This is a genomic window from Pseudomonas fluorescens HK44 (assembly GCF_000217955.3).
GTDB classification, from domain to species: Bacteria; Pseudomonadota; Gammaproteobacteria; order Pseudomonadales; family Pseudomonadaceae; genus Aquipseudomonas; species Aquipseudomonas fluorescens_AQ.
Genome location: NZ_AFOY02000023.1, coordinates 1 through 19111 on the forward strand (window position 1 = coordinate 1; position 19111 = coordinate 19111).

The 19111-nt window shown below is 62.1% G+C and carries 18 protein-coding genes; 7 read left to right on the plus strand and 11 right to left on the minus strand.

Features of this window, described 5'->3' with window-relative positions; all coding sequences use genetic code 11:
• Window positions 1–51: 51 nt before the first annotated feature.
• On the minus strand, window positions 52–606 hold the full coding sequence (locus HK44_RS25810) for a cysteine hydrolase family protein (protein ID WP_019693865.1): 555 nt from the start codon (window positions 604–606) through the stop codon (window positions 52–54).
• A 98-nt stretch (window positions 607–704) separates the two neighbouring features.
• On the opposite strand from HK44_RS25810, the gene HK44_RS25815 reads away from it, so the two are divergent.
• Entirely contained in the window at window positions 705–1694 is a 990-nt protein-coding gene (locus HK44_RS25815; protein ID WP_019693864.1) for a GlxA family transcriptional regulator, read from the plus strand.
• A gap of 249 nt (window positions 1695–1943) precedes the next feature.
• Here HK44_RS25815 and HK44_RS25820 read toward each other — a convergent pair whose 3' ends face one another.
• Window positions 1944–3155, minus strand: coding sequence for an MFS transporter (locus HK44_RS25820; protein WP_019693863.1), 1212 nt, complete (start codon window positions 3153–3155; stop codon window positions 1944–1946).
• A gap of 127 nt (window positions 3156–3282) precedes the next feature.
• Window positions 3283–7599 carry a DEAD/DEAH box helicase gene (locus tag HK44_RS25825; RefSeq protein WP_019693862.1) on the minus strand — a complete coding sequence of 1439 codons (4317 nt, stop codon included), beginning with the start codon at window positions 7597–7599 and terminating at the stop codon, window positions 3283–3285.
• 364 nt (window positions 7600–7963) lie between these two features.
• Here HK44_RS25825 and HK44_RS25830 point away from each other — a divergent pair, with 364 nt between their 5' ends.
• Together HK44_RS25830 and HK44_RS25835 are read left to right on the plus strand one after the other, a co-directional pair.
• A complete protein-coding gene (locus tag HK44_RS25830) occupies window positions 7964–8848 on the plus strand; it encodes a sugar nucleotide-binding protein (protein ID WP_019693861.1) in 885 nt (294 codons plus the stop codon).
• Window positions 8841–9770, plus strand: a complete 930-nt coding sequence (locus HK44_RS25835) for an NAD-dependent epimerase/dehydratase family protein (protein ID WP_019693860.1) — start codon at window positions 8841–8843, stop codon at window positions 9768–9770. Before HK44_RS25830 ends, HK44_RS25835 begins: the two co-directional genes overlap by 8 nt.
• Window positions 9771–9873: 103 nt before the next feature.
• On the opposite strand, the gene HK44_RS25840 is transcribed toward HK44_RS25835, so the two are convergent.
• The 5 genes from HK44_RS25840 to HK44_RS25860 form a co-directional block, all read right to left on the minus strand.
• Window positions 9874–10572 (minus strand): OmpW/AlkL family protein, encoded by a 699-nt coding sequence (locus HK44_RS25840; RefSeq protein ID WP_019693859.1) that lies wholly within the window; start codon window positions 10570–10572, stop codon window positions 9874–9876.
• Between the two features lie 174 nt (window positions 10573–10746).
• The gene (locus HK44_RS25845; RefSeq protein ID WP_019693858.1) at window positions 10747–11265 is read right to left on the minus strand and encodes a DUF3299 domain-containing protein; all 519 of its coding nucleotides are present in this window, start codon (window positions 11263–11265) and stop codon (window positions 10747–10749) included.
• Window positions 11266–11276: 11 nt separating this feature from the next.
• On the minus strand, window positions 11277–12542 hold the full coding sequence (locus HK44_RS25850) for an ABC transporter permease (RefSeq protein ID WP_019693857.1): 1266 nt from the start codon (window positions 12540–12542) through the stop codon (window positions 11277–11279).
• Window position 12543: 1 nt separating this feature from the next.
• Window positions 12544–13254, minus strand: a complete 711-nt coding sequence (locus HK44_RS25855) for an ABC transporter ATP-binding protein (RefSeq protein ID WP_019693856.1) — start codon at window positions 13252–13254, stop codon at window positions 12544–12546.
• Window positions 13255–13389: 135 nt separating this feature from the next.
• A complete protein-coding gene (locus HK44_RS25860; protein WP_019693855.1) occupies window positions 13390–14001 on the minus strand; it encodes a DUF2796 domain-containing protein in 612 nt (203 codons plus the stop codon).
• A 133-nt stretch (window positions 14002–14134) separates the two neighbouring features.
• Between HK44_RS25860 and HK44_RS25865 the strand changes: the two genes are divergently transcribed.
• Window positions 14135–14494 carry a hypothetical protein gene (locus tag HK44_RS25865; RefSeq protein WP_019693854.1) on the plus strand — a complete coding sequence of 120 codons (360 nt, stop codon included), beginning with the start codon at window positions 14135–14137 and terminating at the stop codon, window positions 14492–14494.
• Here the strand turns inward: HK44_RS25865 and trxA are convergent.
• From trxA to HK44_RS25880, 3 genes are all read right to left on the minus strand, one after another.
• On the minus strand, window positions 14491–15363 hold the full coding sequence (gene trxA, locus HK44_RS25870) for a thioredoxin (RefSeq protein ID WP_019693853.1): 873 nt from the start codon (window positions 15361–15363) through the stop codon (window positions 14491–14493). The two genes, HK44_RS25865 and trxA, sit on opposite strands and share 4 nt — an antisense overlap.
• A 197-nt stretch (window positions 15364–15560) precedes the next feature.
• The gene (locus HK44_RS25875) at window positions 15561–16217 is read right to left on the minus strand and encodes a class I SAM-dependent methyltransferase (protein ID WP_019693852.1); all 657 of its coding nucleotides are present in this window, start codon (window positions 16215–16217) and stop codon (window positions 15561–15563) included.
• Window positions 16214–16675 (minus strand): hypothetical protein, encoded by a 462-nt coding sequence (locus tag HK44_RS25880; RefSeq protein WP_019693851.1) that lies wholly within the window; start codon window positions 16673–16675, stop codon window positions 16214–16216. The genes HK44_RS25875 and HK44_RS25880 overlap by 4 nt, the downstream gene beginning before the upstream one ends.
• A 128-nt stretch (window positions 16676–16803) precedes the next feature.
• Between HK44_RS25880 and nrdR the strand changes: the two genes are divergently transcribed.
• The 3 genes from nrdR to HK44_RS25895 are packed head-to-tail and all read left to right on the plus strand — an operon-like array spanning window position 16804 to window position 19109.
• Complete coding sequence (gene nrdR, locus HK44_RS25885) at window positions 16804–17268, plus strand: transcriptional regulator NrdR (protein WP_019693850.1); 465 nt, start codon at window positions 16804–16806, stop codon at window positions 17266–17268.
• Entirely contained in the window at window positions 17265–18398 is a 1134-nt protein-coding gene (gene ribD / locus HK44_RS25890) for a bifunctional diaminohydroxyphosphoribosylaminopyrimidine deaminase/5-amino-6-(5-phosphoribosylamino)uracil reductase RibD (RefSeq protein WP_019693849.1), read from the plus strand. Before nrdR ends, ribD begins: the two co-directional genes overlap by 4 nt.
• 48 nt (window positions 18399–18446) lie before the next feature.
• Window positions 18447–19109 carry a riboflavin synthase gene (locus HK44_RS25895; RefSeq protein ID WP_019693848.1) on the plus strand — a complete coding sequence of 221 codons (663 nt, stop codon included), beginning with the start codon at window positions 18447–18449 and terminating at the stop codon, window positions 19107–19109.
• Window positions 19110–19111: the final 2 nt, after the last annotated feature.

Genomic DNA, 19111 nt, shown 5'->3' on the forward strand with positions numbered 1-19111 from the left:
GGCCCGCAGCGTGTCAGCGCTGCGGGCCTTGGGGTCTTGCCGGGGTCAGGTTCAGTGATTGGCCGCCAGGTAGTCATCGGTGGACACCACCGTTGCGTAGGCAAAACCCAGGGCCGACATGAACGCGGCATGCACCTGGGCGGCGGGGACAGTCATGCCGTTGAACTCCAGGTCTCGGGTGGCGCAAGCGTCGTGGATCACCGTGACGCCGTAGCCAAGGTCGGCCGCGGCACGTGCGGCGCCATCGATGCACATGTGGCTCATGCTGCCGACGATCACCAGGTTGTCGATGCCGTGTTGGTCAAGGATCGACTCCAGTTCGGTTTCGCGGAATGCGTTGACGAAGTGTTTGAGCACCACCGGTTCATGGCTGTGGTTGCGGACTTTTGGGTGCAACTGCGCGCCCTCCGAGCCCGGTGTGAAAAACGGCGCGGTGTCAGAGGTGAATTCATGGCGGATATGCACCACCTGATCACCGACATCACGGAAGGCCCGGATCACCCGCGCGGCGTTGTCGGCAGCCGCGTCGGTACCGACCAGCGGCCATTTGCCTTGAGGGAAGTAGTCATTCTGGATATCGACTACGATGAGTGCTTGCTTGGCCATGGGTGTTTCCTCGGAAGGGTTGGTGTGGAACGAAGTATTGGGTTTCACCGGCCGTTCGAGGATTGGCCGCACCGACAATAGAAGGGGGAAAACTGACAATGGGCGTAGAACGCGCAGTCGCCGAGTTGGGCGTGCTGATCTATCCCGGCGCACAGATGGCGGCGGTGCATGGTTTGACGGATCTGTTCGGTGTCGCGAATCGCATCGCCGCCGAGCATCAGAGCGCGCAACTGCCATTGTTGCGAGTCAGCCACTGGCAGGCGGATGTCGAGCATGCGCCCCAACGCATTTACGACAGTCATCCCGCTGCTGACGGCGCGCTGATCGCGCTGTTGATCCCGCCCTCGATTGGCGGCTTTTCCGAAGGTCAGGCATCGCCTGCGCTTATTCAGTGGATTCGCCAGCAACACGCGGCCGGCGCGACCCTTGGCGGGGTGTGCGTGGGGTCTATTCTGTTGGCCGAAAGCGGTCTGCTCGACGGTCGCCGCGCCACCACTCACTGGACCTCGGCGAAAAAATTTGCCGAGCGTTACCCGAAGGTCGCGCTCAACGCCGACAAACCCATTGTCGACGATGGCGACCTGATCACCACTGCCGGATTAATGGCCTGGTCGGAGCTGGGTTTGCGGCTGGTCAATCGTCTGATGGGGCCGAGCATCGCCACCAGCACCGCGCGTTTTCTGGTGATCGAACACAGCGACAGTGCGAGCGAATGTGGCAGTAACTTCGCACCGATTCTGAGTCATGGCGATGCAGCGATTCTCAAGGTCCAGCATTGGCTGCAAGCCAACGGTGCGGTGGAGGTGTCGCTGAGCGTAATGTCGCAGCAGGCCGGACTGGAGGAGCGGACGTTCCTGCGGCGCTTTCGGGCCGCGACCGGTTTGAAACCGACCGAATACTGCCAGCACCTGCGGGTCGGCAAGGCTCGGGAGATGCTCGAGTTCACCAACGGCACCATCGATCACATCGCCTGGAACGTCGGCTACTCGGACCCGAGTGCGTTTCGCGCCACGTTCAAGAAAATCACCGGCCTGGCACCGAGTGACTATCGCGCACGATTCGGGGTGACGCCCCCCACACGGCAATAAGCAACCCCCCCCGTAGCAGCTGCCGAGCCCGCGAGGCTGCGTTCGGCTGCGTAGCAGTCGTAAACACTGAGTGCACAATTTAACTGAAAGACCACATAGCCTGATTTCACGACTGCTACGCAGCCGAACGCAGCCTCGCAGGCTCGGCAGCTGCTACGTGAAGTATGCAGAAACGCAGCCTCGCAGGCTCGGCAGCTGCTACGTGAAGCATACAAAAACGCAGCCCGAAGGCTGCGTTGGTTTGAAGGATCAGTGCCCGGCGACAATCTGTGCCGAACCCTGCACCGGCTCGGCATACACCGGGCCGAGGCGATCAAGTCGACCGCTCCAGGCGGTCAGCGCCAACGCGACCAGCACCACCAGGCCACCGATCCACGCGGTATGGATCAAGCCCATGTGGGCGACGATCAACCCACCACCCCAGGCACCGCCAGCGATGCCGAGGTTGAAGGCGGCGATGTTCAGGCCGGACGCAACGTCCACCGCGTTCGGTGTGTGATGCTCAGCCTGACGCACCACATACACTTGCAGGCCGGGCACGTTGCCGAACGCCACGGCGCCCCAGACCAGTACGGTGGCCAGTGCCAGCCAAGGATTACCGGCGGTGAAGGTCAGTACGAACAGCACAGCGGCGAGCAGGGCGAAGATCAGTTTCAGCGCGCTGATCGGGCCGCGTTTATCGGCCAGTTTGCCGCCCCAGATATTGCCGATGGCCACCGAGACTCCGTAGACCAGCAGCACCAGGCTGACGGTGCTGGCGCTGAAGCCGGAAATATCCTGAAGAATCGGTGCCAGGAACGTGAAGGCGATAAACGAACCTCCGTAACCGACTGCCGTCATGGCGTACACCAGCAGCAGACGAGGTTGTTTGAGCACCTGCAATTGCTGCAACAACGACGCGGGTTTGCTGTGGGCGATGTTTTTTGGCACGTAGATCAGGCTGCCGATGAACGCAATCACACCCAGCGCCGACACGGCGAGGAAGGTTTCGCGCCAGCCGAAATGTTGACCGATAAAGGTCCCCAACGGTACGCCGGTTACCAGTGCCACGGTCAGGCCGGTGAACATGATGGCAATCGCGCTGGCGGCTTTTTCTTTCGGCACCAGGCTGGTGGCGATAGTCGAGCCAATCGAGAAGAACACCCCGTGGGCCAGGCCGGTGACGATTCGCGCAATGACCAGCGACTCGTAACTCGGGGCTTTCCAGGCCAGCAGGTTGCCGAGGGTGAACAGCACCATCAGCGACAGCAGCAACAATTTGCGTGGGACTTTGCCCGTCAGGGCGGTGAGCACGGGCGCGCCAATGGCGACACCCAGCGCGTAAAGGCTGACCAGCAGGCCGGCCGACGGCAGGCTGACCCCAAGGTCGGCACCGATGGTGGGTAACAGGCCAACGATGACGAACTCGGTCGTCCCGATGGCAAAAGCGCTAAGGGTCAGCGCGAGCAAGGCAATGGGCATGGCTGCAACTCCGGTGGTTTGATTCAGGAGCGCAGTGTCGGGGTTGGGTTCTTGCGGAAAAATAGCGAGACGGGCATTTGATATTTGACCTCTAAGCAAAGATCAAAGGCGCGTAACCCAAAACCGTTTACAGGGTTCTGTATTGGGTCAGTTTTTTGTGCAGCTCAGCGGTATTGGGCTGATCCAGTTCCAGCCAGTAATGCTGAGTACCGGCGATTTCGGCCGCGGCTGGCAAACCATCGCGATACACCAACCGGTTGCTGGCGAGGGCGGGGACTTTGTGCCCCGGCAGCAGAGTGCCGGCGAGGTTTAGCGGGTCGACGCCGCAAACACTGATCAGGCTGCCGTCATGCGGGCGGCGGCGCACTTCGCGCAGCAGCGGGATCGCTTCGGGTAAGGAGAATTGTTCGCCCGCCAGACCGCTGACAAAACGTCCGCCGCGAATCTCTCCACGTGCCTCCAGCCGGTGAAAAGTGCGCAGCAATTCGCGCCAGCTCGGCAGCCAGTCGGCCTCGCGTTCGAGCAAGCGCCAGAACACCACGCCGTAACGCCTGAGCAAGGTCAGGGCGATGTGTTCGAGGGTTTCGCTCGGGGGGCCACGGTTATCCACAACCGGCGGCGTCGATTGACGGCGCAACAAGGCCCAGCGCCCGGCATCGTCCATTCCGCCGACAAACGCTCCGCGTCCCCGTCGGCTGCTGCGCGCCTGGCGTTTGCTGGCGGGTGTTATCAGCGCGCGCAGGCCGGCGAAGCTATCGGCATTGACCAGCCCGGCGCCGACCAGTTCCTGCAAGGCGATCTCCAGCTCACTGCGCAGCAGATGGGCTTCGTGCAGCAGTTCATCGAAAAACAACGCGCCATGTTGGCTCAGCGCTTGATGGACTTTCTGGGTTTTGGGCGACAGCTCGTTGACCTCCGGTGGCTCGGTCAGGCTGCTCCAGAGCGTCACCTGCGCCCGTGGCAGCAACACAATCGGTGTGCTGCGCAGCCCTACGCCAGTGGCTTTGTTGCGAACCGTCAGTCGGGTCCAGACCAGTTTGCCGCTGCGGCACAGCTCATCCAGCCACGTCGATGAATAGCCCTTGAGCCGCGCCGGCAGAAGGTCGCTGTCCCAGGCAGACGCGGCTGCCGGGTAGCCTTCGAACTGACTGACAATCGCCGGCAACACCGCGCTGGCCTGACCTTGGGTTGCCGGCGACAGATGCTGCCAGTCAAACAGAAAACGCATGAAGTCCTGCAACGCCACGGGCTCGATTTCCCGACGCAGGCGTTTGACCGTGTAGCGATGAATGCGCGCCAGCAAATGCCGTTCGCACCATTCTTCTTGCGAGGTCGCCGGGCTGAAGCGCCCGCGCAACACGTAGCCTTCGCGCTCCAGTTGCGCCAGTGCCTGGGTGACTTGAGCCGTCGAAAGCCCCAGCGGTTGAGCAATCGCATGAATCGGTAGCGGACCAAAAGCGCTCAGGCGCGCCCGGATCAGTTCGACCAGCGCCTCATCAACGTCCCAGGGTTCATCGAAACCCGGCAAGGCCTGCAACGGCGGTATCAACGCCGGGTGTGGATAGATCGCTTGCAGGCAGGTCAGGCGCTCCAGTGCCAGCCATACAGAGTGCTCCGCATTGATCTGCAAACGGCTGGCGCGCCCTCCATCCGCCAGGGTTTGCAGCCAGTGCGGCCACTGCGGATTGGCTCGTGCTTCGGCGTCGCTGATGGCGGCCAGGCTCATCAGCGCTTCATGCATTTCATCGGCGCTGGTGGGTTGCGGCCAGGCCTCATCGCGCACCGATTGAATGGCCTCGGCATCCAGTGCGCCGAGGTCATCGGTCGATTGCGGGTCGCTCCAGCGGCGGTTGAGCACCGCTTGAGTACGGCGTTCTTCCAGCGGCGCATCGTCGAGAAAGGTGTAGGGCCGGGCGCTGAGAATTTCCGCCGCCAGCGGCGAGGGCGCAGGCAAGTCGCGGCTGATCAAGCGCACTTCTCCGCGTTCCATGCGCCGCAACAGCGCCAGCCAGCCATCGCAGTCCATGGCTTCGTGCAGGCAATCGTCGAGGGTTTGCTCGACCAGCGGGTGATCGGGAATTTCGCGCTCGCCGACGAGGTTTTCCAGGCAGGCGATCTGGTCGGGAAACACGCTGGCGATCAGGTCTTCGCTTTTCATCCGCTGGATCTGCGGCGGCACTTTGCGTCCGCCGCTGTACCGCGGCAATGCGAGGGCGACACCGGCGTTCCAGCGCCAGCGCACGCCAAATAGTGGCGCGTCGAGTACCGCTTGAATGAGGATCTGTTCGGCAGTGTTGCTGTGCAGATAACGCCAGACCTCGTCCAGTTCGAAACTGTGGCTGCTGGACAGCGACAAGACGATTGCATCTTCGCTGGCGGCGGCCTGCAATTCGAAGTTGAAGGTGCGGCAAAAGCGCTTGCGCAAGGCCAGCCCCCAGGCGCGGTTGATGCGGCTGCCGAACAGCGAGTGAATGATCAGTTGAGTGCCGCCGGACTCGTCGAAAAACCGCTCCATCAGCAGCGTGTCCTGAGACGGCAGGGCACCGAGCGTCAGCCGGGCACGGGCGAGGTACTCCACCAGTTGTTCAGCGCTGGCGAGGTTCAGGCCGAGGGTCTCGGTCAGCCAGTCGATGCTCGGTTGTACATCGCCGGGAGTGGCACCCAACAGCTCATCGAGGTGCGCGTGCAGACGCGCCACGGCGAGTGACAATTCGGCACTGCGCCCTGGCGCTTCACCGAGCCAGAAGGGGATGGTCGGCGGCTGTCCCTGAGCGTCCTCGACGCGGATCTTGCCGGTTTCGACCCGCAGGATCCGGTACGAAGTGTTGCCCAACTGAAAGACGTCGCCAGCAATGCTTTCCACCGCGAAGTCTTCGTTGACGCTGCCGATGTTCAGCCCTTGTGGCTCCAGCAACACGCTGTAATCGGCGTTGTCGGGAATCGTCCCGCCACTGGTCACCGCCGTCAGTTTGGCGCCGCGCCGGCCACGTAATGTGCGAGTCACCGCGTCGCGGTGCAGGTAAGCGCTGCGGATTCCCTGACGACCGTTATAGCCTTCGGCGAGCATCTGCAGCAGTGCTTGATAGTGTGTGTCGTCGAGTTCGGTATAGGGCGATGCGCGGCGTACCATTTCGAGCAGGGCCTGCTCCTGCCATTTCTGGCAACTGACCTCGGCGACGATCTGCTGCGCCAGTACGTCCAACGGCGCGTGGGGGATCAGCAAGGTGTCGAGTTCGCCCCGGCGCACACAGTCGAGCAGGGCGGCGCATTCGATCAGGTCGTCGCGGGTGGTGGCGAACAGGCGGCCCTTGGGGGTGCCGCCGACCTGGTGCCCGGAGCGTCCGACCCGTTGCAGAAACCCGGCGATCGAACGCGGCGAGGCGATCTGGCAGACCAGGTCGACGTCGCCGATGTCGATGCCCAGTTCCAGCGACGCGGTGGCGATCAACACTTGCAGGTCGCCACGCTTGAGCCGCTGTTCGGCATCGAGGCGAAACTCCTTGGCCAGGCTGCCGTGGTGGGCGGCGACGGCGTCTTTGCCCAAGCGCTCGCTAAGGTGACGGCTCAGGCGCTCGGCCAAGCGTCGGGTGTTGACGAAAATCAGCGTGGTCCGGTGCTCGCGCGCGAGTGTGGCGATACGGTCGTAGACCAGCTCCCAGACATCGTTGGCCATCACCGCCGACAGCGGCACTGGCGGCACTTCGATGCCCAGGTCCCGTCGGCGGGCATGGCCGATATCGACGATCTCGCAGGGGCGGCCGGTGCCCACCAGAAAACGCGAAACCGCTTCGATGGGTTTTTGCGTGGCAGACAGGCCGATGCGCATCAGCGGTTCCAGACACAAAGCCTGCAAACGCTCCAGGCTCAGGGCCAGGTGGCTGCCGCGTTTGCTGCCGGCGATGGCGTGGATTTCGTCGACGATCACCGTGCGGGTGCTGGCGAGCATGCGCCGGCCGGAGTCGGAGCCGAGCAGCACGTACAGCGACTCCGGGGTGGTGACCAGAATGTGCGGCGCGCTTTTACGCATCGCCGAGCGGTCCTTTTGCGGAGTGTCGCCAGTGCGCACGGCGGTGTTGATCTGTAACTCGGGGAAACCCAGGCGTCGCAGTTGTTCGGTAATACCGGCCAGCGGGGTTTGCAGGTTGATCTGGATATCGTTGGACAGCGCCTTGAGGGGCGAGACGTAAACCACCAGGGTTTCGTCGGGTAACTCGCCACCGTGTGCCAGGCCTTGATGGACCAGGTCATCGATGACCGCAAGAAACGCCGTGAGGGTTTTGCCGGAGCCGGTAGGCGCGGCGACCAGTGTCGAACGACGCTGGCGAATCAACGGCCACGCGCCGGCTTGCGCGGCGGTGACCGCCGGGAAGGTGCTGTTGAACCAGGCGCTGACGGCAGGGTGAAAGCCTGCCAGGGCGCTGTCGGCTGATACGGGGAGGTTCATGCGGTAATTTATGCGGCTGGGGGCAGGAAGTTGCAAGTCTGCGCAGCTAACCGGTAATCCTGTGGCGAGGGGGCTTGCCCCCGCTGGGCTGCGAAGCGGCCCCAAAACCAGCGACCACATTCCATCTGGTACACCGCGTCCACTGGATTGCGACTGCTTCGCAGTCGAACGGGGGCAAGCCCCCTCGCCACAACAAGCCCGTTTACCCAAATGAGCGGGCGTCAAACCTGAGGATCTACACTTTACGAGTGACGGTTGCGCTTTAAACCCGCAAAATGCAACGATTCCGGCAAATCTCAACGGCAACGCCTGCGGGCTGTGCCGATAAAATCATCGTTCCAAACAGACTGGGCCTGCTGACTCTATGCGAATGCGCCTTATGTTACTGGGTGGCGGAAATGCCCTTGGGCAGGCGCTGATTCGCCTCGGTGCAGAGGAAGACATCGGTTTCCTCGCCCCCCGTCCACCGCAAGACGGCTGGGACGCCGCAAGCCTGACGCAGCTGCTCGACGATACTCGTCCCGACGCGCTGATCAATCTCGCCTACTACTTCGACTGGTTTCAGGCGGAGAGTGTGGCCGAGGCGCGTTTGGCTGCCCAGGAACGGGCGGTCGAGCGGCTGGCCGAACTGTGCCAGCATCACAATATTGTCCTGGTGCAGCCTTCCAGCTATCGGGTATTCGATGGCTCGCGGGCGACGGCCTACAGCGAAAAAGACGAACCGGTGCCGCTGGGGCTGCGTGGCCAGGCCTTGTGGCGTATCGAGCAAAGCGTGCGCGCGACCTGCCCGCAACACGTGATGCTGCGGTTTGGCTGGTTGCTCGATGACAGCGTCGACGGCACCCTCGGGCGTTTCCTCGCGCGTGCCGAGCTGCCTGAAGAGCTGCTGATGGCCGATGACCGGCGTGGCAACCCGACACCGGTGGACGATGCGGCGCGGGTGATTATTTCGGTGCTCAAGCAACTTGATTGCGCAGCGCCACTGTGGGGCACTTACCATTACGCCGGGCATGAGGCGACCACGCCGCTGGCGCTGGGGCAGGCGATCCTCGCCGAAGCGCGCAATCTGCACCCGCTGGCCATTGAAGCACCGACCGCGCAGGCTCACGCCGCACGGCCGGATGCCGCCGAAGAACCGCAGCACGCGGTACTCGCCTGCAAGAAAATTCTGCACACCTTCGGGATCAAACCACGCGCCTGGCGCGCAGCACTCCCGGGCTTACTGGATAGGTTTTATCGTCATGGCTGATGGCCCTGTTTTGATCACTGGCGGCGCCGGCTTCATTGGTTCGCACCTCGCTGACGCCTTGCTCGCCAAGGGGCATTCGGTGCGCATCCTCGACGACCTGTCCACCGGTAAACGCAGCAACCTGCCGCTGGACAATCCACGGGTCGAACTGATCGAAGGTGACGTCGCCGATGCTGCGCTGGTGGCAACGGTGATGGTCGGCTGCAGCGCGGTGGCGCATTTGGCCGCCGTGGCGTCGGTTCAGGCGTCGGTGGATGATCCGGTGCGCACTCACCAGAGCAATTTCATCGGCACCTTGAACGTCTGCGAGGCGATGCGTCAGGCCGGCGTCAAGCGCGTGCTGTTCGCTTCAAGCGCAGCGGTCTACGGCAATAACGGTGAAGGCGAGTCGATCGACGAAGAGACCGCCAAGGCCCCGCTCACGCCGTACGCCTCGGACAAACTGGCAGGCGAGTACTACCTCGACTTCTACCGTCGTCAGCACGGTCTGGAGCCGGCGATTTTCCGGTTCTTCAACATCTTCGGCCCGCGCCAGGATCCCTCGTCGCCGTACTCCGGGGTGATCAGTATTTTCAGCGAGCGTGCGCAGAAAGGCCTGCCGATCACCGTATTCGGTGACGGTGAACAGACCCGCGATTTTGTCTATGTCGAAGACCTGGTCGACCTGCTGGTGCAGGCCATCGAAACGCCGACGCTTGAAGTGGGTGCGGTCAATGTCGGCTGGAACCAGGCGACGACCCTCAAACAAATGCTCCAGGCGTTGGAAGAGGTGGTGGGGCAGTTGCCACCGATTACCTACGGCCCGGCGCGCTCCGGTGATATCCGCCATTCGCGGGCGAACAACCAGCGTCTGTTGCAGCGTTTCACCTTCCCCGAGCAGACGCCGATGAGCGTCGGGCTGGCGCGGTTGTTGGGGCGCTAAGCTTTTCGCAGTCACGAAAGCCCAGCCAAGCCCATGTGGGAGCAAGCTCGCTCCCACAAGTTCTGGTATTGGCCTCAAGAGGGCCTTTCGCGTGTACTCGGGTTTAGAACTTGTAACCCAGGCCCACCATGTACACGAACGGGTCCACATCCACGTTGACCCTGGCCCGAGTGCCCGGCGCCACGGCGTCGTTTTCCACGGTCACTCGGGTGTTGATGTCGATGTAGCGCATTTGGGCGTTGAGCATGATGTTGTCGGTGATCATGTAGTCGGCACCGACCTGGAACGCCATACCCCAGGAGTTTTTCGCCTTGAAGTTGCTGAAGCCGTTGGCTTGCGCTTCATTGCTGAGCTTTTCGTCGTAGATCCAGGTGTAGTTGATGCCGGCGCCCACATACGGCTGAAATGCAGACTTGTTGTTGAGCGGGTAGTAAACCACGCTTAGAGTCGGCGGCAGGTGTTTGAGGGTGCCAAGCTTACCGTTGGCTGCGCCCAGAGAGGTGCCTTTGAGGTTCACGTCGTGCTCGAACGGCGAGGCCGCGAGCAGCTCGATGCCGATATTGTTGGTGAGCATGTACGCGAAGTTCAGGCCCAGCTGTGTGTTGCTGTTCATGGTGGCCTTGCCACCCAGGTTGGCGCCGGCCAATGGTCCTTGATCGACCTTGACGCTGGAGCTGCTGGCTTTCGGGTTGACGGTGATCGCACCGGCGCGAACGATGATGTCACCGGCATCGTGTGCATGGACGAGCGGGGTTGCAAGCGCGAATGCAATGAGGGAAGCGCTAAGCAATGACTTGTGCATGGAAGCTCCAAAGGACGATTAAAAATTTCTATGTCCAATGGTACGAAGCGTCAGGAACGGCGCTTTTGACTCAGCTCAATGAAACAGTGGGGGGCGAATCGGGGGGCGTCCTTTGCTACAGCGGTGTCGCCATCGCGAGCAGGCTATCTTTCAAGCGACGAACAACTAGCGGTTTCACTCCGGCAATTCGTACACGTAGATCTTGTCCGCATCCATCTGATACCCGGCATCCGCCAATTCGCTGGTCGACGCTTTGACCTGCAGCGCCCCTTCAATCCAGTACGGCTGATACAGCTCGTCGAGCTTCACCCCAACCGCGCTTTTGACGTGGACGATCTGGTTCGAGGGTGGAGGCGGTACGTGGATGCATGCGCCGAAGTACGGCACCAGTAGAAAATCGGTGGTGCGACCTTCCTCGCTGACTTCCAGCGGCACGATGTAACCCGGCAAGCGGATGTTCTTGCCGTCGAGGCTCTTCACCACTGGCGCATTGGGCATGTCTTGCTTGGCCGCCGGCGCGGACTCGGCGGACAACGCGCTGCTCATCTGCGACAGGTCGTGCAGCGGTTTCATGTTCGGCACTTCTGCCGGCGCGTCTGGCGGGATCATTTGCGCCCAGGTCAGGTCTTTCGGTGCGGCCGCCCACAGGGGCAGGGCGACCAGCATCAACAGCGCAGGCAGAGCGCGGAGCATCTTCAATGTCCTCATAAACGGATCGACAGGCCATCGGCCAACGATTGGCGATAAGCGCGCCAGGCCGGAACGCTGCCCATCAGCAGCGCGGCGATCAGAATGCCACCGAGCAGCGTCCATTCATACTCGCTTGGCCAGGCCAGTGGCAGGTACAAGCCGTAGGTCGATTGCACGTAGCCCTGGGCGGCGGCGATGCATACGTACAGCAGCGCCAGGCCCGCAACCACCCCGGACAGCGCCAACGCAAAGGCTTCCAGCACCAGCAACGTTGCAATGTGCCACGGCCGGGCGCCGACCGAACGCAGGATCGCCATCTCTCGGCGACGTTCGTTGAGGCTGGTAAGAATCGCCGTGAGCATGCCGATCAACCCCGTTAGCACGACGAACAGCGAGACCACGAACAGCGCTTTTTCAGCGGTGCCCATCAGGCTCCAGAGTTCCTGCAAGGCAACGCCCGGCAAGATCGCCAGCATTGGCTCGCCACGGAACTCATTGATCTCGCGTTGCACGGCGAAGGTCGAAATCTTGTTGTTGAGGCCGAGCATGAACGCGGTGATGGCTTGCGGCGTGAGGTCCATGTTGCGCGCCTGATCGGCGCTGATACGACCGCTGCCCTGAGCCGGCACACCGTTGTGCCAATCGATGTGAATCGCCTCCATACCGCCGAGGCTGATGTGCAGCGTGCGGTCGACCGGGGTGCCGGTGCGTTTGAGGATGCCGACCACAGTGAACGGTTTGTCGTCATGCTTGACCAGGCTGATTACCGCCACGCCGTGAGCCAGCACCAGCTTGTCGCCGAGTTTGTAATGCAACGCATCGGCCACTTCGGCACCCAGCACCACTTCGAATGGATCCGTGGCAAACGCCCGGCCGCTGGCCAGTTGCAGGTTTTGTTGATGGCCGTACTGGTAATGCTGGAAGTAGGCATCGGTGGTGCCCATCACTCGATAACCGCGATGGGAGTCACCGAGGGAAATCGGGATCGCCCATTTCACTTTCGGGTTGTTGGCGAAGTGCTCGAAGCTGTCCCAACGGATGTTGTTGGTGGCGTTGCCAATGCGAAACACCGAGTACAGCAACAGGTTCACCGAGCCTGAGCGCGCGCCGACAATCAGGTCGGTGCCGCTGATGGTGCTGGCGAAACTGCTCTTGGCTTCGGTGCGTACCCGTTCCACCGCCAACAGCAGGCAGACCGACAGGGCGATGGCGAACGCGGTGAGGATCGCGGTGAAACGGCGGTTAGCCAGGCTGGCCATGGCTAGACGAAACAAATACATTTCAGACCTCGAGCGGCGTGGCGGCGCGATTGAGTTCGGCCAGCGACAGGTGACGATCGAACAGCGGCGCCAGACTCTGGTCGTGGCTGACGAACAGCAGGCTGGAGCCGGCTTCGCGGCACTCGGCGAACAGCAAACGGATAAATGCCTCACGGGCGTCGTAATCCAGCGCCGAGGTCGGCTCGTCGGCGATCACCAGTTCCGGCTGGCCGATCAGCGCCCGTGCAGCGGCGACCCGCTGTTGTTGGCCGATGGACAGTGAATCGGCACGGCGGCCGAGCATGTTTTCATCCTTGAGCCCCAGGTGCGCGAGTAGTGTCGCCGCCGCCTGATCAATGCTGCCGTGGCGCTGAATCGCGCGGCTGGCGCGTAGTTTGGAGAAGTGACACGGCAGCTCGACGTTCTCGCGCACCGAGAGAAACGGCAGCAGGTTGAACTGCTGGAAGATGTAGCCCGTGTGGTCGACCCGAAAGTGATCGCGGGCGCCGGCCGACAACTCGGTCAGCTCCTGGCCAAGCAGGCGAATGCTCCCGCGATTGGGTTTCTGCACGCCACCGAGCAGGCCGAGCAGGGTGGTCTTGCCACTGCCGCTGGGGCCTTTGAGAAACAGCGTTTCACCGGGCTCCAGGCGAAACGCCGGGATATCCAGTAAAGGCGGGTGACCGGGCCAGTTGAAGCCCAGGTCTGACAGTTCGATAAGTGCTTGGGTCATAGCGCCGATTTCATGAGTGTTGATCACCTGTGGGAGCGAGCCTGCTCGCGATAGCGGTCTTACAGTCGCATCAATGTTGAGTGCGCAGGACTCATCGCGAGCAGGCTCGCTCCCACAGGGGGGATGTGCGGTGGATCAGAATTTCAGGGCAGCAGCTTTGGAGGTCACTTCAACCCCTTGCTGGCCGCTTGGGCTGATGAGTTGTACCTGAATTTTCTGAGTCGCGGGGAAGGTCGTGAACACCTGCGACAAATCCAGGGTCTTCAGCGCGCCAGGGGCGGCGCAGGTGAATTGGTAGTGCGCGTGGATTTCGCTGTGGTCGTGGTGATGCTCTTCGGCGGCCAGGCCTTTACCGTCGGTCGCGTGGTCGTCATCGTCGTCATGATCATCGGCATCCGGTTTGTCACCGAACAGCGGGCTGTTCAGTTCTTGTTGGCTGACCACGCAGTTGGCCGCTTTTGGCAGGCTGAACAGCACCAGCGGTTTCTCCAGTTGCGCACGGGCGGCGGCAACGTTGGCCTTGTCTGCATCGCTGCTGGCAACGTGTTCAAAGCCCACCAGGTTCATCGCCGGGCTTTCCAGCTCCAGTTCCAGCGTCTGACCATCGAGTGCCGCGTTCAGACGCCCGACGCCATGTTCGTGGGCGCCCAGGCTCCCGTGTTCATGCTCGTGATCATGAACTTCAGCGGCTTGAGCGATAGCCAGCGGCAACAGAGCAAACGGCAAAGCGAGTAACAGACGGCGCATGGAATCTCTCCGGGAAGGAAGATGAAAGCTTTGTTATGTAATCTTATAACAAGAGTGGCGAGAGTTTGACTGTCTGCTTGGCGTTGCGCAAGACGCGTGGGAGCATGTTCGTCATAAATCTGAGGAAACCCCAATGTTGCGCATTCGTGGAAGCATCGGCGATTGGCCGGTGGATTTGACCCTGGAACTGGACGATGGGGATTGGGCGCGGCTTGGCGCGCAGTTGCAGGTAAGCACATCAGAAAGCGCTGCGGTGGTGGCCGATCCGGTGGTCAAACCGGTCAATCAGGATGAGCTGCTGTGGCAGCTTGCCAAGGATCTATTGCGTAAATCCGGGCAACTGACGGGGCCGGAGCTGCTGGAGCAACTGGAGGGTTTGACCGGCAACACCGTCGCCGGTAAACGTCTGCTGGTGCGCTTGCGCCATAGCCCGGAGGTCAAGGTAGTGAGCGGCGGGGATACGCCGCTCTATAGCTGGATCGAGCAGGCCTAGTAGAGTGCTGCAAACAGCTTGCGGCGGTAAACGGTCACCAGTGGGTGATCGTTGCCCAGCAGTTCGAACACTTGCAGCAGGGTCTTGTGCGGCAACCCTTCGCTGTAACTGCGATTGCGGATGAACAGCTTGAGCAGGGAGTCCAGCGCCGGCTCGTACTGCTGGCGGGCCAGTTGCTGGATCGCCAGTTGGTAGACGGCTTCATCGTCCTGCGGGTTTTGCGCCAGGCGGGACTTCAGATCGGCGACATCCGGCAAGTCAGCGGCCTGGCCGAGAAACTTGATTTGCGCCTTGGCGCCGGCCAGTGCCGCTTTGTGTTCATCGCTTTTCACCGTGTCGAGCACGGCCTGGGCTTCACCCAGTTCGCCGCGTTCGGTCAGGCAACGCGCGTAGAGGATCAGCGCGCGGGCGTTGGTATTGTCCTCACTGAGCAGCACTTTCAGCGTGGCTTCGGCATCCGCGAAACGACCTTCGTCGAACAGCGCCTGAGCCTGTTCGATCGGGTCGGCAGCGGCCGGCGGTGGCATTTGCACGTGTGGCTCAAGCAGTGCGCGAACCGCGGACTCGGGCTGCGCGCCGGCAAAGCCGTCCACCGGCTGACCGTCTTTGAACAGCACCACGGTCGGCAGGCTGCGAATACCGAAGCGCGAAACGATGTCCGGCTCGACGTCGCAGTTGACCTTGGCCAGCAGCAACTCGCCCTGATAGCTCTCGGCGATGGTTTGCATCATCGGCATCAGCGCCTTGCATGGCGCACACCATTCAGCCCAGAAATCCACCAGCACCGGCTTGTGGAACGAGTTCTCGATCACCGACTGGTCGAAATCGGCGGTAGTGGCGTCGAAGATATACGGCGTGTCTTGACTCATGAGGCATCTCGAAGAAACGTGAATGGGGGAACTATAAGGCTTGGCGGGGGGCGGCAGTAAGTCCTCAGGTGTCTGATAAACCGTCATCGCGAGCAGGCTCGCTCCCACAGGGATCAATGCCTGCCACAAAATCTGTGTGCGATACAAAAAACACTGTGGGAGCGAGCTTGCTCCGGGCGGCGTTCCGACGATGCTTTTCAGTCGCGTCGCGCGTGGTACAGGCTCACATGCCGAAATTCTTCCGGTTCTGCCAGATCCGGCAATGTCATCGCCTCAAGCATTTCCAGCCGCTGATACAACGGATGACGGAAATCGCGAACCCGCGAATCCGCCACCAACGCCTCGCGGCCACGGCTGAGAAACTCATCGAGCAACGGCAGGTTGGCCCGGTCGTACAACACGTCGGCCACCAGAATCAGATCAAAACGATCGGCCTCGGCAAAAAAGTCTGTCGAGTAGCTGAGCGTGACGTCATTGAGTTCGGCATTTGCCCGGCAGGCGGCAATCGCCAGTGGATCAAGGTCGCAGGCCACCACTTCCAGCGCGCCGGCCTTGACTGCCGCAATGCCCGCGACACCGGAGCCAGCGCCGAAATCCAGCACGCGCTTGCCGGCAACCCACTGCGGATGCTCCGCCAGATAACGGGCCATCGCCAGGCCGCTGGCCCAGCAAAAACTCCAGTACGGCGGCTCGTGGAGAATGCGCCGGGTTTCTTCCGGGCTGAAGGCGCGGTCCATGTTGTCGCCGTCGATCAGCCAGAGTTTCAGCGAGGTCTCAGGCAACGGACACGGGACAAGCTGTGCATCGCCGAGCAGTTCAGTTAATGCCAGTCGCAGGTCGAGCGGTGCATTCATGGCGCTTTGAGGAACTGCAACTGGCCCAGGGCCTGGGTGGTCGGCTCAAAGATGCGTTGCGCCGGCAGGTGCAGAATCAATTGTCCGGATTGGGTGGCGCGCCCGCGCAATTCGACGCGTGCACCGACCGGGAAGGCATCCGGATTGAATCGCAGATGGAACGGCAGAGCCTTGTTGTTGCCGATCAGGTTGGCGCTGGCGAGCAATTGCTGTGGCCGGGAGCGTTCGTCGATCACCAGCAGCGCCAGTTCAACCTCGGCGCCGGCCGGCACGCCCTGCAAGGTGCCGCTCAATTCCCGTTGATACGCGGGTAGCGGTCCGAGGTCGGCCGAGGCCTGGGCTTTCTTCTGGGCCATCTGCGGCGCAGGGCCTGGGGTTGGTGCCGCCGGTTTGGGTGCGCTGCTACACGCGACCAACAGGCCGATGAGACTGAGTAAAACAAGCGGCCTTAGCGGCATTTGCGGCTCCAGCAAAGTGAAATCCATCGATCAGACAATATAGCTCGTCTGTATACCGCAAACCCTATGGCTTGTCTTGCCAGTGGGATGCGCTACCATGGCCCTCCCTTTTTTTGTTGCCTGCCACCATGCACTGTCCCTTCTGCGGTGCCAACGACACCAAGGTCATCGACTCGCGTCTGGTCGCCGAGGGCGAACAGGTGCGCCGCCGGCGCGAATGCCTGGCCTGCGGCGAACGTTTCACGACGTTCGAAACCGCCGAACTGGTGTTGCCGCGCCTGATCAAAACCGACGGCAGCCGTCAGCCGTTCGACGAAGAAAAACTTCGCGCCGGCATGCAGCGTGCGCTGGAGAAGCGCCCGGTAAGCGTCGAGCGCCTGGAAGCGGCGCTGGCTCATATCAAACACAAATTGCGCGCCACCGGCGAGCGCGAGGTCAAGTCCCTCGTGGTCGGTGAACTGGTGATGGCCGAGCTGCAAAAGCTCGATGAAGTCGCCTACATTCGTTTCGCTTCGGTGTATCGCCGCTTCCAGGACCTCAACGAGTTCCGCGAAGAGATCGATCGCCTGGCCCGTGAGCCGGTCAAACCATGACGATTTCTTCAGAGCAAGCGATTCTCGACGCCCATTACATGGCGCGCGCGCTGGAACTGGCGCGCAAAGGTCACTACACCACCCATCCCAACCCTCGGGTGGGCTGCGTGATCGTGCGTGACGGGCAGATTGTCGGCGAAGGCTGGCACGTGCGCGCCGGCGAACCGCATGCCGAAGTCCACGCCCTGCGCGCCGCCGGCGAAAACGCTCGGGGCGCCACCGCCTACGTCACGCTGGAACCTTGCAGCCATCATGGCCGCACGCCGCCGTGCGCCGATGCGCTGGTGAACGCCGGCCTGGCGCGAGTCGTTGCGGGGATGCAGGACCCGAACCCGGAAGTCGCCGGTCGCGGCCTGCAGCGTCTGGAGCAGGCGGGCATCGAGACCCGCAGCGGCGTGCTCGAAGGCGAGGCGCGCAAGCTCAATGAAGGTTTTCTCAAACGCATGGAGCATGGCTTGCCGTTCGTGCGGGTCAAGTTGGCGATGAGCCTCGACGGTCGCACTGCCATGGCCAGTGGCGAAAGCCAATGGATCACCGGTCCCGCCGCCCGCTCGGCGGTCCAGCGTTTGCGGGCGCAGGCCAGCGTCGTGTTGACCGGTGCCGACACGGTGCTGGCCGATGACGCGCGCTTGACCGTGCGTGCGGATGAGTTGGGGCTGGATGCCGAGCAAACCGCGCTGGCGTTGAGCCGTCCGCCGCTTCGCGTGCTGATCGACGGCCGCCTGCGCGTGCCGCTCGACGCGCCGTTCTTCAAGGCCGGCCCGGCGCTGGTCGCCACCTGTGTCGCGGTGGAAGAGCAATACGCCAACGGCCCCGAATGCTTGATCGTGCCCGGCGACGATGGCCAGGTCGACCTGCGCAAGCTACTGGTAGAACTCGCCGCCCGTGGCGTCAACGAAGTGCTGGTGGAAGCTGGCCCGCGTCTGGCTGGAGCGTTTGCCCAGCAAGGGTTGGTGGACGAATTCCATATCTTCATCGCGGGCAAGTTCCTCGGCTCCACAGCGCGACCATTGCTGGACTGGCCACTCGCGCAAATGAAGGACGCGCCAACGCTTAAGATCACAGAAATTCGTGCGGTGGGCGATGATTGGCGAGTCATCGCGGTCCCCGTTCCGCCAGCGAGCGTATAATTCCCGGCCTGCGCCACAAGCGAAGGTTTTGTTCTCGAGGAGGACTCCATGTTTACCGGCATCATCGAATCCATCGGCAGCATCCGTGCATTGACCCCCAAAGGCGGCGATGTGCGGGTCCACGTAGAAACCGGCAAGCTCGACCTGAGCGACGTCAAACTCGGCGATAGCATCGCGGTCAACGGCGTTTGCCTGACCGCCGTCGAACTGCCGGGCAATGGCTTTGCAGCGGACGTCAGTCGCGAAACCCTCGACTGCACCGCCATGAATGACCTGAAAAGCGGCAGCCCGGTCAACCTGGAAAAAGCCCTGACCCCGACCACCCGACTGGGTGGACATCTGGTCAGCGGTCACGTCGACGGCGTCGGCGAAGTGGTTGCGCGTACCGAGAATGCCCGTGCCGTGGAGTTCCGCATTCGTGCGCCGAAAGACCTGGCCAAGTACATCGCCCATAAAGGCTCGATCACGGTCGACGGCACCAGCCTGACGGTGAACGCGGTCGATGGCGCCGAGTTCCTGTTGACGATCATTCCGCACACCCTGAGCGAAACCATCATGGCGTCTTACCAGCCAGGTCGCCGGGTCAACCTTGAGGTCGATCTGCTGGCCCGTTACCTGGAGCGTCTGTTGCTGGGTGACAAGGCAGCAGAATCCTCGAGGGGCAACATTACCGAAAGTTTTCTGGCCGAGAACGGCTACCTCAATTCCTGAAA

What these genes read in the sequence shown, in the direction of transcription:
- ribD (WP_019693849.1), top strand. Translation starts at nt 17,265, where the DNA reads ATGACGATTTCTTCAGAGCAAGCGATTCTCGACGCCCATTACATGGCG.
- HK44_RS25895 (WP_019693848.1), top strand. Translation starts at nt 18,447, where the DNA reads ATGTTTACCGGCATCATCGAATCCATCGGCAGCATCCGTGCATTGACC.
- HK44_RS25880 (WP_019693851.1), bottom strand. Translation starts at nt 16,675, where the DNA reads ATGCCGCTAAGGCCGCTTGTTTTACTCAGTCTCATCGGCCTGTTGGTC.
- HK44_RS25855 (WP_019693856.1), bottom strand. Translation starts at nt 13,254, where the DNA reads ATGACCCAAGCACTTATCGAACTGTCAGACCTGGGCTTCAACTGGCCC.
- HK44_RS25865 (WP_019693854.1), top strand. Translation starts at nt 14,135, where the DNA reads ATGTTGCGCATTCGTGGAAGCATCGGCGATTGGCCGGTGGATTTGACC.
- trxA (WP_019693853.1), bottom strand. Translation starts at nt 15,363, where the DNA reads ATGAGTCAAGACACGCCGTATATCTTCGACGCCACTACCGCCGATTTC.
- HK44_RS25820 (WP_019693863.1), bottom strand. Translation starts at nt 3,155, where the DNA reads ATGCCCATTGCCTTGCTCGCGCTGACCCTTAGCGCTTTTGCCATCGGG.
- HK44_RS25875 (WP_019693852.1), bottom strand. Translation starts at nt 16,217, where the DNA reads ATGAATGCACCGCTCGACCTGCGACTGGCATTAACTGAACTGCTCGGC.
- HK44_RS25825 (WP_019693862.1), bottom strand. Translation starts at nt 7,599, where the DNA reads ATGAACCTCCCCGTATCAGCCGACAGCGCCCTGGCAGGCTTTCACCCT.
- HK44_RS25815 (WP_019693864.1), top strand. Translation starts at nt 705, where the DNA reads ATGGGCGTAGAACGCGCAGTCGCCGAGTTGGGCGTGCTGATCTATCCC.
- nrdR (WP_019693850.1), top strand. Translation starts at nt 16,804, where the DNA reads ATGCACTGTCCCTTCTGCGGTGCCAACGACACCAAGGTCATCGACTCG.
- HK44_RS25850 (WP_019693857.1), bottom strand. Translation starts at nt 12,542, where the DNA reads ATGTATTTGTTTCGTCTAGCCATGGCCAGCCTGGCTAACCGCCGTTTC.
- HK44_RS25860 (WP_019693855.1), bottom strand. Translation starts at nt 14,001, where the DNA reads ATGCGCCGTCTGTTACTCGCTTTGCCGTTTGCTCTGTTGCCGCTGGCT.
- HK44_RS25810 (WP_019693865.1), bottom strand. Translation starts at nt 606, where the DNA reads ATGGCCAAGCAAGCACTCATCGTAGTCGATATCCAGAATGACTACTTC.
- HK44_RS25830 (WP_019693861.1), top strand. Translation starts at nt 7,964, where the DNA reads ATGCGAATGCGCCTTATGTTACTGGGTGGCGGAAATGCCCTTGGGCAG.
- HK44_RS25840 (WP_019693859.1), bottom strand. Translation starts at nt 10,572, where the DNA reads ATGCACAAGTCATTGCTTAGCGCTTCCCTCATTGCATTCGCGCTTGCA.
- HK44_RS25845 (WP_019693858.1), bottom strand. Translation starts at nt 11,265, where the DNA reads ATGCTCCGCGCTCTGCCTGCGCTGTTGATGCTGGTCGCCCTGCCCCTG.
- HK44_RS25835 (WP_019693860.1), top strand. Translation starts at nt 8,841, where the DNA reads ATGGCTGATGGCCCTGTTTTGATCACTGGCGGCGCCGGCTTCATTGGT.